Genomic DNA, 11,711 nt, shown 5'->3' with positions numbered 1-11,711 from the left:
GGGGGGCCGTCGCCCTGGGGTATTTGCACGAAAAAAGGAAGCACGGCAATGCGGTCCACGGTCCGACTCCGGATCCTCATCACTTGTGGAGTACTGGTGGCCGCGGGGGTGGGGGGCTGGCAACTCCTGCCCTCCGACGAGGGCCGTAACGACCCCGTCCCCGTGGGCACCACCGACGTGATCAGCTCCCTCGACCCGGCGGGCGCCTACGACGCCGGTTCCTGGGCGATCTACAGCAACCTCTACCAGTCGCTGCTGACCTTCAAGCCGGGGTTCACCACCCCGACCCCGGACGCGGCCGAGAGCTGCAAGTTCGTGGGCGACCGGCTCACCACGTACCAGTGCACCCTCCGCGACGACCTCTCCTTCCCCAGCGGGCGCAAGGTGACGGCCGAGGACGTGAAGTTCTCCTTCGACCGGATGCTGAAGATCAAGGCCGAGGTCGGTCCCGCCCCGCTCTTCCCCACGCTGAAGAGCGTGACGACCGAGGGCCGCGACGTCACCTTCCACCTCGGCGGCCGGGACGCCACCTTCCCGCTGAAGCTGGCCACCGGCGCCGGCTCGATCGTCGACAGCGAGCGCTACCAGGCGGACGCGCTGCGCGAGGACAACGGTGTCGACGGCACCGGCCCGTACCTGCTCAAGCAGTACAAGCCGGGGGAGAGCGCCCTCCTGGAGCCCAACCCGAAGTACCGCGGCGCGCTCCCCAAGACCGGCCACCCGGTCCTCGTGAAGTACTACAAGCAGTCCGAGGACCTGGCCAACGCCTGGAAGGCCGGGGACGTCAAGGTGACGCACCGGCAGCTCCCGCCGTCCTTCGTGGAGAACCTCGACACGGGCAGCGGCACGCGCCTCACCGAGGCGGAGAGCGCCGAGATCCGCAACATCGTCTTCAACACCAAGTCCGACGCGCCGGTGCGGATCAAGGAGGTCCGGCAGGCGATCGCGGCCGTCCTCGACCGCCCGACGATCACCACGGGCCCCTTCAAGAGCACGGTCGAGCCGCTGTACTCGCTGATCCCGCAGGGCTTCGTCGGGCACAGCACCGCCTTCTACGACCGCTACCCGGCGCCCGACCAGAAGAAGGCCGAGGAGCTGCTGAAGGACGCCGGCGTGCAGACGCCGGTCGAGTTCACCTTCGGCTACCGCCAGGACGCGACCTACAAGGCCGAGACCCTGGAGATCAAGAAGCAGCTGGAGGAGACCGGCCTCTTCAAGGTCAAACTGGTCGAGGCCGACTGGCCGACCTTCCAGAAGGGCTACGCGGCCGGCGAGTACGACGTCTACACCGTCGGCTGGCTCCCCGACTTCCCCGACTCGGACAGCTTCACGGCCCCGCTCGTCGGCACGGGCAACGCCCTGGCCAGCGGCTACTCCAGCAAGACCGTCGACAAGCTGATCACCGACACCCAGCAGTACAGCGACCGGTCCCGGGCCACCCGCGACTTCAAGGCCATCCAGGACCAGGTCGCCAAGGACGTGCCGCTGATCCCGCTGTGGCAGAAGAAGGACTACGTCCTCGCCACCGAGGCCGTCGGCGGCTCGCAGAACCTCTCCGACGGCACCGGCATCTGGCGGCTGTGGGAGCTCTCCTGGATCTGACGGATCGGTCCCGGAAGGGCCGGGCCCCCGAATCCCGGGGCCCGGCCCTTCCCCGGTGGGGCCTTCTTCGGGTCAGTCCTTCTTCGGGGCGGTCCTGCGGGGCCGTCCCGACGCCGCCATCCCCGCCGCCGTCGGCATGAAGTCCGCGAGGAGTTCGTGGGTCTCCTTGACCAGCGGGCGCAGGAGCCGGAAGCGGGAGAGCGAGATCGCCCGCGCGGTCACCGGCGCCAGCCGCTCCACCAGCCGCCGGCTGTTGGCGGCGTGCTCCGAGCGGTCGTAGACCCAGAACAGCACGAGCCCCATCTGCTGGAGCCACAGCAACTGCGGCAGCGCCTCGGAGAGTTCGGGGTCGACCTTCACCGAGGCCCCGGAGATCACCCGCCGGTGGACGTCGATGGCCGCCTCGCGGGGGCCCTCGGACTCGGGGGAGAAGGGGGAGAGCGGGCTGTCGGGGTCGGCCGCGTTCTTGAAGAACTGGGCGGCGAACTCGTGGTACGGCTCCGCGATGTCGAGCCAGGCGAGCAGGACGCCCCTGATCCGGGCGACCAGTTCCTTCTCCCCGCCCTCCAGGACCGCCTCGACGGCGGCCTGGTGCTCCTCGGCGATCCGGTCGTAGAAGCCCTGGACCAGGTGCTCCTTGGACGCGAAGTAGTAGTAGGCGTTCCCGACCGAGACCCCGGCCTCCTGTGCGATGGCCCGCATCGTGGTCTTGTCGTAGCCCCGGTCCCGGAAGAGCCGCAGCGCGGTCTCCAGGATGAGCGTGCGGGTCTGCTCGCTCTTGGGTGCCTTCGGGGCGTCCGGGGCCTTCTTCTCTTCCTTCGCGTCCTTCACGGAGCCGAGCCTAGCCGGGCGGACCGGGCACCTCGCAGTGCCCGTCCGCGCAGGTTCCGCCGCCCGGTCCCGCCTCCCCGCCCGGTCCCCTGAGCGCCTCGCGCCACTTCGCGGCGGCGAGGACGGCGGCACGGGCGAAGGGCTGTCCGGCGGGGGTGGCCAGCCAGTGGGCCCGGGGCCGGTGTTCGGCCAGGGCCCAGAGGCAGACGATCCAGGCGGCGGTGGCCCGGTAGACCTGGCCCCGGTCCCCGATCACGGTGATCTCCCGCAGGGTGGAGGCGTGGTCGAGCCCGGGGAAGAGCTGCCGCGCCCGCTCCGAGCCGGCCGGGACGAGGTCGAGCGGGACGAGCTGCGGCCGGCGCAGCAGCCAGTGCCGCAGGTGCACGCAGAGCGGGCAGTCGGCGTCGTACAGCACGGTCAGGCGTCCGACGGGGGTGCCCCGGCGGGCGGCGGCAGGGGTGGCGGCGGAGGCCGGGTCCGCGGTGGCCGGTCCGGTCGCGGCCGGTTCGGCGGTGCCCGGTCCGGCGGCGGCCGGTTCGGCGGTCGTCATGGCGGGGTCCGGCTCAGGCCTGCGGGGCGGGCGGGGCCCAGGGGCCGTTCTTCGGGACGGCGGTCCAGCCCTGCGGGGCGACGGGCGGGACCTGCTCGCGCTCCATGGCGCCCCGGCGGCGGATCTTGTTGAGGACGTAGACGTTGCCGAGGTGCATGACGCCGAGGACGAGCAGGACGACGCCGAGCTTGACCGAGAGGGCCTCGAAGAGCGCCCGGGCGTCGAGGACCGCCGCGTCCTGGCTCAGGTAGAGGGCGACGAAGCCGAAGTTGACGAGGTAGAAGCCGACCACCAGGAGGTGGTTGACGGCGTCCGCGAGCTTCTCGTTCCCGTGCAGGACGTCGGCGAGGAAGATCTTCCCGTTGCTGCTGAGGGTGCGGGCGACCCAGATGGTCAGGGCCACCGAGATCAGCAGGTAGACGACGTACGCGACGACAGTGAGGTCCATGCCCCACGCTCCTTTGAACGCGTTCAAGTTCTGGTGGGCATGACTGTAGACCCGGACTTGAACGTGTTCAAGTCCGGGTGTGAAAGGCTGTGGCGTCCCCTGTCAGCAGCGTCTAGAGTCACGCGGGTGACGCTCTCTCATGACTCGGCCGGCACCGGCCCCCAGACCGTCGTCCTGCTGCACTCCGGGGTCTGCGACCGCCGGATGTGGGACGGGCAGTTCCAGGCCCTCGCGGACGCGGGCCACCACGTCGTCCGCTGCGACCTCCGCGGCTTCGGCGAGACCCCGGTCGACGCCCCGCACGTCCACGCCGACGACGTCCGCGACCTCCTCGACCACCTCGGCGTCGAGCGGGCCGTCCTCGTCGGCTCCTCCTTCGGCGGCGAGGTCGCCCTGGAGTTCGCCGTCCGGCACCCCGGGCGCACCACCGCCCTCGCCCTGCTCTGCGCCCCCGCCCCGGTCGACCACGAGGTGAGCGACCGGCTCCGCGCCTTCTTCGGCGAGGAGAACGCCCTCCTCGAAGCCGGCGACCTGGACGGCGCCGCCGCCCTCAACGCCGAGCTGTGGTGCGGCCCCGACGCCGACGCCGAGGCCCGCGCCCTCGTGCGGGCCATGCAGCGCCGCGCCTTCGAACTCCAGCTCGACGTCCCCGAGGAGAACGGCACCCGGCCGTCCGGCGTCACCCAGGAGGACCTCAAGGGGATCGCCGTGCCCGCCCTCGTCGTCACCGGGGCCCACGACGTCTCCGACTTCCGCGACATCGGCGAGAAGACCGCCGCGCTCCTCCCGGACGCCCGCCGCGTCACGCTCGACTGGGCCGGTCACCTGCCGTCGCTGGAGCGCCCCGAGGAGACCCTCGCCCTGATCACGGACTTCCTGTCCGGCCTCGGCGCCCCCGCCGCAGCTGGGAAGTGATCGTCGGGTCGGTGATCCGGTCGTCGGCGGCCAGCAGGAACGCCTTCGACAGGATCACCGACAGCATCCCGCCGTCCTCCTCGAACGGCAGGAACACCTTCCCCGCCGCCCGCCCGGCCTCCCGGGACCGGTCCACCACCACGCACAGGTACGCGTCCGAGGGCTCCATCAGCACGTTCCCCGAGCCCAGGTGGATCCGGTACGCGCCCAGCTCCCCCCGCACCCGCAGGAAGCGGTCCGTCAGCTCCGTCCGGTCCGCGAGCCGGGTCCGCGGCAGCAGCCGGGCCAGCGTCTCCCGCCGCACCCGGGCCCCCTCGGTCAGCTCCCCGAAGCCCCAGCTCAGCCAGTAGGCGCCGTGGGCCCGGTCCGCGCCCCGGTCCCGCCACTCCGGGTCCGCCCCGACCGACGCGACCCCCACGAACAGGTCCACGTCCCGCAGCGCCTCCGACAGCACCAGCGCCGGGACCTCCGCCAGCTCCGTCTCCTCCCACGGGCCGCGCGGCCCCGCCGCCCCCGCCCGCCGCTCGAACCGCACCTGGTCCGTCGAGCACAGCACGGCGCCCCCGTCCGTCACCGTGCCGCCGTCGACCAGGTCCACGAAGAACCTGGCCCGCCACCGGACCCCCTCCGCCGCCGGCAGTTCGCCCGGCGCGGGCAGCTCCTTCACCATCACCGAGGAGTCGCCCTCGGAGAAGTACCCCAGGTGCCGCCCCGCCCAGCCCCGGTTCGTCATCAGCGCCCGCGCCTGCCCGTACCGCAGCACGTGACCGGCGAAGCGGTTCGAGTACGAGCCGGTCACCCGCTCCGCAGGCGTCAGCGGGTACACCTCACGGAACACCTGCTTGAACGGCTGCCGCCGCTCCCGGTCGAGCAGCTCCGCCCGCCACAGGGCGACCTCCTCGTCCGAGGCCCGCAGCGGATGCCACAGCCGCAGCCGGGAGCCCGCCCCGACCGGCCGCGCGGTGCCGTCCGCCGCCGCGAGCACCCAGCCGCCGCCCGCCCGCTCCGGCAGCCCCGCCGCCCACTCCCCGGCGCCGTCCCCGACCTCCCACACCAGGGCCCGCGCCACCGCGCCCGTCACCGGATGGTCCGCGTAGTACCGCTGCCAGTCCTCCGCGGGCCAGGACGTGCCCGCCGCCAGGTGCTCCTCCAGGCGGGCCCGCTCCTCCGCCAGCAGCGCCGACAGCTTCCGCAGCCCCGCCCGGAGCTCCTTCAGCTCCCCGGCGCGCGCCTCCCGGACCTCCTTCGGCGCGGTCTTCAGGAGCCTCCCCTCCGGGCCCCTGAAGGACAGCAGCGCCGTGCCCGGCTCCCGTACCGCCAGCTCCGCCGCGTACGCCCCCAGCGCCACCTCCCGCACCCCGCGCCCGTCGAGCCCGAGGACCGGCACGGCCCGCTCCCGCAGCATCGACGCGGTCATCCCGGCCCGCGCGGCGACCGCCTCCGCGGCGCGCGCGATGCCCTTCGCCACCGTCCTGTTGACCACCCGCTTCGGCAGCCGCCCCAGCTCCGCGACGGCCGCCTCGGCCCGCTCGGCCGGGCACTCCCCGAGCACCGCGACGGCCGCCGTCGCGAGCGGCTGGCTGCGGCACATCCCCCCGGACCCGCCGAGCCCCGTCCCCGCGTGCAGCGCCACGGCGCCCACCAGCGGCACGACCCACTCCTCCCCGACCTCCAGCGAGGCCCACAACAGGCCCCGGACGAGGGAGGTGTTGGCGGCGCTCGCCAGGGTGGGGACGCCCATCCCGACGAAGTCCGGATCGCCCACCCGGTGGGCGTCCTGCGCGGTGATCCCTTCGAGTAGTCGCCGCACCACCTCCGCGCCGCGCTCCGCCGCCTCCAGGCGCGAGGCTGCCTCCTTCCGCCAGGCCCGGGTGGCGCGCGGCTTGTCGAGCAGCGCGCAGTGCGCCAGGAACGGGGCCACCCCGGAGCCCGCGAGCAGTTCCGCGTGCGAGGCCCGCATCGCGGGGCCGTACGCGTCGAACCCGTCCAGGACCTGCCGGGGCAGCAGACCGGGCGCGACCCGCACCTCCCGCCGCACCAGGGCGTTCAGCCGCTCGCGGAGCGGGCCGATCTCGGCCGGGGCCGGGCCGCGCGCGTACTCGCCGAGGCGGCACAGGGCCCGGACGTGGGTGCGCGAGAAGTCCCCCGCCTGCTCGCAGGCCGCGACCACGAGCGGCACCAGGAGGGTGAACCTCCCCTGGATCTCGTACGCGGAGCGGCCCGCCTCGCCGTCCAGGAGCCGGGACAGCAGCAGGTCCGCCTCGTCGGCCGACCAGCCCAGGTCCCGGCCCGCCAGGGCGGCGAGCGAGGCCGCCACCCCCCGCTCGTCGTTCCTGCGGCAGGCATGCGCGTGCAGGGCGACCGCGGCCTCCCGCAGCTCCGGCCCCTCCAGCGCGCCCAGCAACCCCCGCAGCGCGTCCGGCCCTTCGGCCGCCGCGCGCCTCACCGCTTCGTCCGTCCCGGTCGCCGGGCCCGTGATCCCCACCATGCCGACCACCGTAGGCCCCGCCACCGACAACGCCCTCAGCGCAGCCGCCGCACCCCCGGGACCAGGGCCGTCGCCAGGCAGCAGCCGCCGACCGCGACGGCCGCCGCGACCAGCGGGACGCCCGGACCCCAGGCGTCGGCGGCGAGCGGCGCCAGGGCGTAGCCGACCGGCATCGCGGCGAAGGAGAGCAGCGAGTCGTACGAGACGACCCGGGCCAGCACCTGTTCGGGGACGGCGCGCTGGACGACGGTGTCCCAGAGGGGGGTGAGGAAGCCGAGGCCCGCCTGGGCGAGTCCGTACGCGCCGATGACGGCCCAGGCGGGCGCCCCGGCGGCGAGCAGCAGCAGCGGCAGCGCGTAGCTCGCGAGGGCGAGGTTGGCGGTGAGGACGGGCCGCCGGGGCCTCAGCCGGTCGGCCACGAGCGAACCGGCCAGCAGGCCGAACGCGCCCACCTGGAGCAGCAGCACCCAGGCGCCCGCGCCGCCGAGCCGGTCGAGGGCGATGCCGGGGCCGAGGGTCATCAGGACGGCGGCGGCGCCGTTCCAGGCGCTGTGCGCGACCAGGCTGGTCCAGTACCAGTCGCGGGACCTGACCTCCCGCCAGCCCTGGCGCAGGTCGGCGAGGAAGGGCCGGTGGGGGACCGGCACCCGGTCGACCCGCAGGACGGCGAGGAGCGCGGCGCTCACCGCGAAGGAGGCGGCGTCGAGGACGAAGGCCCAGCCGGGGCCGACGGTGAGGACGAGCGCGCCGGCGAGCGCGGGCCCGCCGACGCGGGTGGCGCCGGCCGCGATCGCCATGGCGGCGTTGGCCCGGTGCAGGCCCTCCTCGGCGACGGTCCCGCGCACCAGCGGGGAGGACGTCGGCATGGCGAAGGCCCCGGCCGCCCCGCCGGCGGCCGATGCGGCGGCGAGCAGCCACAGGGTGGGGTCGGAGCCGAGGAGCTGGAGGCCGACGAGGAGCTGGGCGGCGCACCGGACGAGGTCCGTGGAGAGGGCGATGGCGCGGGCGTCGAAGCGGTCGGCGAGCACGCCGCCGACCGGCAGCAGGAGCAGTTTGGGGGCCATCGCGCAGCCGAGGACCAGGGCGAGGGCGCCGGTGGAGCCGGTGGCCTCCAGGACGGCGAGGGCGAGCGCGGCGGGGATGACGGCGTCCCCGGTGAGCGAGAGGACCCGGCCGGTGAAGAGCAGCTGGAAGGGCCGGGTGCGCAGCGGGTGGCGGAGGGGCGGCGGCGCGGACACGGAGGTGGACGAGGGCGCGGGTGCGGGCGGGGGAGGGGGCGCGGGTGCGGTCATGCCCGCAGAATATTTCGGTAACGAATAATTCGACAACGAAATATCTTCGCCGGGCCGGCCGGGACCCCCGCACGTACGATCACCCCATGAACCAGCCGGACCCCGCAGCCCCCCAGCCCCAGGAGCAGGACTGGACCGACGCGCACGTCGCCCGCTGGCAGCCCGTCCTGCCCGAGCTCGACCCCGTCGTCGAGGGCGCGGTCACCCGGATGAAGAAGCTCTCCGTCCACCTCCGCCGGGTCCGCGAGCAGTCCCTCCTCGACTTCGACCTCGAACGCCACGAGTTCGACACCCTGCACAAACTGGCCGGCCGCGGCGGCTCCGCCGCCCCCTCCGAACTGGCCCAGGACCTCGACCTCGCCCCCGCCTCGGTCACCGGCCGCCTCGACGCCCTGGAGAAGCGCGGCCTCGTCCGCCGCACCCCCTCCACCACCGACCGCCGCCGGGTCGTCGTCGAGCTCACCGACGCCGGCCGCACCACCTGGCTCGGCGCCATGGACGTCCTCGGCCACGAGGAGGAACGCCTCCTCGGCGTCCTCACCCCCGCCGAACGCACCACCCTCAACGACCTCCTGCGCCGGGTCATGCTCCTCGCCGAGGAGGACCCGGCCGCCCCGCACTGGCACTGATCCGTCACCGGCGCCGACCTCTCACCGGCCCCGGCCCGTTGTCGGAGGCGGGCCCTACGCTCGCGTCCATGGGAACAGTCACCTTCGTCGACGAGACGACCCTCGGCGACCGCACCGCCGCCCCGCCCCTCGCCGTCCCCGAGGAGCGCCTGCCGCTGCGCGAGCTGATAGCCCGCCGGGTCGCCCTGGAGACCGGCCCGGAGGGCTACGGGGAAGCGCTCGCCCGCGCCCTGGACGCCTTCTCCCGCAACGGCTTCCTGGTGCTGGTCGGCGACCGCCAGATCGAGGACCCGGACGAGACGGTGACGCTCGGCCCGGCCACCGAGGTCGTCTTCCTGAGACTCGTCCCCCTGGTCGGCGGCTGAGCCCCCTCCCGTACGCGCGGGAAGGCCCCGCCTCCCAGGGGGAGACGGGGCCTTCCACGGCACTGCGGAGGGGTCAGAAGCGACGCGTGATCAGCGCGCGCTTCACTTCCTGGATCGCCTTCGTGATCTCGATGCCACGCGGGCAGGCGTCCGTGCAGTTGAACGTGGTGCGGCAGCGCCACACGCCGTCCTTGTCGTTCAGGATCTCCAGGCGCTGCTCGCCGCCCTCGTCGCGCGAGTCGAAGATGAAGCGGTGCGCGTTGACGATCGCGGCCGGACCGAAGTACTGGCCGTCGTTCCAGAAGACCGGGCAGGACGACGTGCACGCGGCGCACAGGATGCACTTGGTGGTGTCGTCGAAGCGCTCGCGGTCCTCGGGGGACTGCTTGCGCTCGCGGGTCGGCTCGTTCCCCTTGGTGATGAGGAAGGGCATGACGTCGCGGTACGCCTGGAAGAAGGGCTCCATGTCGACCACGAGGTCCTTCAGCACCGTGAGGCCCTTGATGGGCTCGATGGTGATGGGCTTCTCGGGGTTCAGGTCCTTGATCAGCGTCTTGCAGGCGAGCCTGTTCTTGCCGTTGATCCGCATGGCGTCGGAACCGCAGATGCCGTGCGCGCAGGAGCGACGGAAGGTCAGCGTGCCGTCGAGGTCCCACTTGATCTTGTGGAGACCGTCGAGCACGCGCTCCTTCGGGTCGATCTCGACCTGGAAGTCCTCCCAGACCACCGCGTCCGAGACCTCGGGGTTGAAGCGGCGGACCCGGAAGGTGACCGTGATGTACGGGGACGCGGCGGACTCCTTCTCCACCTTGTCCAGAACGGGGGTAGCCATCAGTACTTACGCTCCATCGGCTGGTAGCGGGTCGTGACGACCGGCTTGTAGTCGAGACGCACGGTCTCGGAGCCGTCCTCGCCGACCTCGCGGTACGCCATCGTGTGGCGCATGAAGTTGACGTCGTCGCGGTTCGGGTAGTCCTCGCGGTAGTGACCGCCGCGGGACTCCTTGCGCGCCAGGGCCGAGACGGCCATGACCTCGGCCAGTTCGAGCAGGTTGCCCAGCTCGACGGCCTCCAGGAGGTCGGTGTTGAAGCGCTTGCCCTTGTCCTGGATGGACACGTTCTTGTAGCGCTCGCGCAGCTCGGCGATCTTCTCGACGGCCGTCTTGATGGTCTGCTCCGTGCGGAACACCATCACGTTGGCGTCCATCGTCTCCTGGAGCTCGCGGCGCAGGTCGGCGACCCGCTCGGTGCCCGTGGAGTTGCGCAGGTTCTCGATCTGCGCGACGACCATCGCCTCCGGGTTCTCCGGCAGCTCGACGAAGTCGTGCTTGTGGGAGTACTCGGCGGCGGCGATGCCCGCGCGGCGCCCGAAGACGTTGATGTCGAGCAGCGAGTTGGTGCCGAGGCGGTTGGCGCCGTGCACCGACACGCAGGCGACCTCGCCGGCCGCGTACAGGCCCGGGACGACGGTGGTGTTGTCCGACAGGACCTCACCCTCGACGTTGGTCGGGATGCCGCCCATGGCGTAGTGCGCGGTGGGCTGGATCGGGATCGGGTCCGTGTACGGCTCGATGCCGAGGTACGTACGGGCGAACTCGGTGATGTCCGGGAGCTTGGCGTCGAGCTGCTCCGGCGGGAGGTGCGTCAGGTCCAGGTAGACGTGGTCGCCCTCGGGACCGCAGCCGCGGCCCTCGCGGATCTCCGTGTAGATGGAGCGGGAGACGACGTCACGGGACGCGAGGTCCTTCATGACCGGCGCGTACTTCTCCATGAAGCGCTCGCCGTCCTTGTTGCGGAGGATGCCGCCCTCACCGCGGGCGCCCTCCGTCAGCAGGATGCCCATGCGCCAGATGCCCGTCGGGTGGAACTGGAAGAACTCCATGTCCTCCAGGGGCAGGCCGCGGCGGTAGCAGGCGGCCTGGCCGTCACCGGTCAGGGTGTGGGCGTTCGACGTCACCTTGAAGAACTTGCCGGTGCCGCCGGAGGCGTAGACGACCGCCTTCGCCTGGAAGATGTGGATCTCGCCGGTGGCCAGCTCGTACGCGACGACGCCGGCGGACTTCTTGACGCCGTCGACCTCGACGATGAGCTGGTCCAGGACGTAGAACTCGTTGAAGAACTCCACGCCCTCCTTGATGCAGTTCTGGTACAGCGTCTGGAGGATCATGTGGCCGGTGCGGTCGCCCGAGTAGCAGGCGCGGCGGACCGGGGCCTCGCCGTGGTTGCGGGAGTGCCCGCCGAACCGGCGCTGGTCGATGTCGCCGTTGGGCGTGCGGCCGAACGGCAGGCCCATCTTCTCCAGGTCGAGGACGGCGTCGATGGCCTCCTTCGCCAGGATCTCGGCGGCGTCCTGGTCGACCAGGTAGTCACCGCCCTTGACCGTGTCGAAGGTGTGCCACTCCCAGTTGTCCTCCTCCACGTTCGCCAGCGCGGCGGCCATGCCGCCCTGCGCGGCGCCCGTGTGGGAGCGGGTGGGGTAGAGCTTCGTCAGCACGGCGGTGCGGCTGCGCTTCGTCGCCTCGATGGCGGCGCGCATGCCGGCGCCGCCGGCGCCGACGATGACGGTGTCGTACTTGTGGATCTTCATTGGGT

The 11,711-nt window shown here is 72.8% G+C and carries 11 protein-coding genes; 4 read left to right on the top strand and 7 right to left on the bottom strand.

The features are described from left to right. Positions 1 to 48: 48 nt before the first annotated feature. Entirely contained in the window at positions 49 to 1,602 is a 1,554-nt protein-coding gene (locus IE326_RS07920; protein ID WP_150230954.1) for an ABC transporter substrate-binding protein, read from the top strand. A gap of 72 nt (positions 1,603 to 1,674) precedes the next feature. On the opposite strand, the gene IE326_RS07915 is transcribed toward IE326_RS07920, so the two are convergent. The 3 genes from IE326_RS07915 to IE326_RS07905 are packed head-to-tail and all read right to left on the bottom strand — an operon-like array spanning position 1,675 to position 3,431. Further along, positions 1,675 to 2,433: a TetR/AcrR family transcriptional regulator gene (locus IE326_RS07915; RefSeq protein WP_150230956.1), complete on the bottom strand. Its 759-nt coding sequence runs from the start codon at positions 2,431 to 2,433 to the stop codon at positions 1,675 to 1,677. Between the two features lie 10 nt (positions 2,434 to 2,443). After that, a complete protein-coding gene (locus IE326_RS07910; protein ID WP_150230958.1) occupies positions 2,444 to 2,983 on the bottom strand; it encodes a thiol-disulfide oxidoreductase DCC family protein in 540 nt (179 codons plus the stop codon). 13 nt (positions 2,984 to 2,996) lie between these two features. After that, the gene (locus tag IE326_RS07905; RefSeq protein ID WP_190041158.1) at positions 2,997 to 3,431 is read right to left on the bottom strand and encodes a hypothetical protein; all 435 of its coding nucleotides are present in this window, start codon (positions 3,429 to 3,431) and stop codon (positions 2,997 to 2,999) included. A gap of 126 nt (positions 3,432 to 3,557) precedes the next feature. On the opposite strand from IE326_RS07905, the gene IE326_RS07900 reads away from it, so the two are divergent. Beyond that, the gene (locus tag IE326_RS07900) at positions 3,558 to 4,346 is read left to right on the top strand and encodes an alpha/beta fold hydrolase (RefSeq protein ID WP_190041157.1); all 789 of its coding nucleotides are present in this window, start codon (positions 3,558 to 3,560) and stop codon (positions 4,344 to 4,346) included. Here IE326_RS07900 and IE326_RS41430 read toward each other — a convergent pair. Both IE326_RS41430 and IE326_RS07890 read right to left on the bottom strand, forming a co-directional pair. Then, positions 4,297 to 6,834 carry a DUF4132 domain-containing protein gene (locus IE326_RS41430; RefSeq protein ID WP_190041156.1) on the bottom strand — a complete coding sequence of 846 codons (2,538 nt, stop codon included), beginning with the start codon at positions 6,832 to 6,834 and terminating at the stop codon, positions 4,297 to 4,299. The two genes, IE326_RS07900 and IE326_RS41430, sit on opposite strands and share 50 nt — an antisense overlap. 35 nt (positions 6,835 to 6,869) lie before the next feature. Continuing rightward, positions 6,870 to 8,126, bottom strand: a complete 1,257-nt coding sequence (locus IE326_RS07890) for an MFS transporter (RefSeq protein ID WP_150230967.1) — start codon at positions 8,124 to 8,126, stop codon at positions 6,870 to 6,872. Between the two features lie 86 nt (positions 8,127 to 8,212). Here IE326_RS07890 and IE326_RS07885 point away from each other — a divergent pair, with 86 nt between their 5' ends. Both IE326_RS07885 and IE326_RS07880 read left to right on the top strand, forming a co-directional pair. After that, positions 8,213 to 8,755, top strand: a complete 543-nt coding sequence (locus IE326_RS07885) for a MarR family winged helix-turn-helix transcriptional regulator (RefSeq protein WP_150230969.1) — start codon at positions 8,213 to 8,215, stop codon at positions 8,753 to 8,755. Positions 8,756 to 8,823: 68 nt separating this feature from the next. After that, on the top strand, positions 8,824 to 9,120 hold the full coding sequence (locus IE326_RS07880) for a hypothetical protein (RefSeq protein WP_030754211.1): 297 nt from the start codon (positions 8,824 to 8,826) through the stop codon (positions 9,118 to 9,120). Positions 9,121 to 9,193: 73 nt separating this feature from the next. Here the strand turns inward: IE326_RS07880 and IE326_RS07875 are convergent, their stop codons facing one another. Continuing rightward, a complete protein-coding gene (locus IE326_RS07875) occupies positions 9,194 to 9,952 on the bottom strand; it encodes a succinate dehydrogenase iron-sulfur subunit (protein ID WP_150230971.1) in 759 nt (252 codons plus the stop codon). Further along, positions 9,952 to 11,706: a succinate dehydrogenase flavoprotein subunit gene (gene sdhA / locus IE326_RS07870; protein WP_150230973.1), complete on the bottom strand. Its 1,755-nt coding sequence runs from the start codon at positions 11,704 to 11,706 to the stop codon at positions 9,952 to 9,954. The genes IE326_RS07875 and sdhA overlap by 1 nt, the downstream gene beginning before the upstream one ends. Positions 11,707 to 11,711 lie beyond the last annotated feature (5 nt).

Origin of the sequence: Streptomyces filamentosus, from assembly GCF_014654895.1 — a bacterium.
In the GTDB taxonomy this organism is placed as follows: Bacteria; Actinomycetota; Actinomycetes; order Streptomycetales; family Streptomycetaceae; genus Streptomyces; species Streptomyces filamentosus.
The sequence above is the reverse complement of the archived record's forward strand: the minus strand, read 5'-3'. Positions and strand labels throughout refer to the sequence as shown.

What these genes read in the sequence shown, in the direction of transcription:
- IE326_RS07920 (WP_150230954.1), top strand. Translation starts at nt 49, where the DNA reads ATGCGGTCCACGGTCCGACTCCGGATCCTCATCACTTGTGGAGTACTG.
- IE326_RS07910 (WP_150230958.1), bottom strand. Translation starts at nt 2,983, where the DNA reads ATGACGACCGCCGAACCGGCCGCCGCCGGACCGGGCACCGCCGAACCG.
- IE326_RS07905 (WP_190041158.1), bottom strand. Translation starts at nt 3,431, where the DNA reads ATGGACCTCACTGTCGTCGCGTACGTCGTCTACCTGCTGATCTCGGTG.
- IE326_RS41430 (WP_190041156.1), bottom strand. Translation starts at nt 6,834, where the DNA reads ATGGTGGGGATCACGGGCCCGGCGACCGGGACGGACGAAGCGGTGAGG.
- IE326_RS07890 (WP_150230967.1), bottom strand. Translation starts at nt 8,126, where the DNA reads ATGACCGCACCCGCGCCCCCTCCCCCGCCCGCACCCGCGCCCTCGTCC.
- IE326_RS07885 (WP_150230969.1), top strand. Translation starts at nt 8,213, where the DNA reads ATGAACCAGCCGGACCCCGCAGCCCCCCAGCCCCAGGAGCAGGACTGG.
- IE326_RS07880 (WP_030754211.1), top strand. Translation starts at nt 8,824, where the DNA reads ATGGGAACAGTCACCTTCGTCGACGAGACGACCCTCGGCGACCGCACC.
- IE326_RS07875 (WP_150230971.1), bottom strand. Translation starts at nt 9,952, where the DNA reads ATGGCTACCCCCGTTCTGGACAAGGTGGAGAAGGAGTCCGCCGCGTCC.
- sdhA (WP_150230973.1), bottom strand. Translation starts at nt 11,706, where the DNA reads ATGAAGATCCACAAGTACGACACCGTCATCGTCGGCGCCGGCGGCGCC.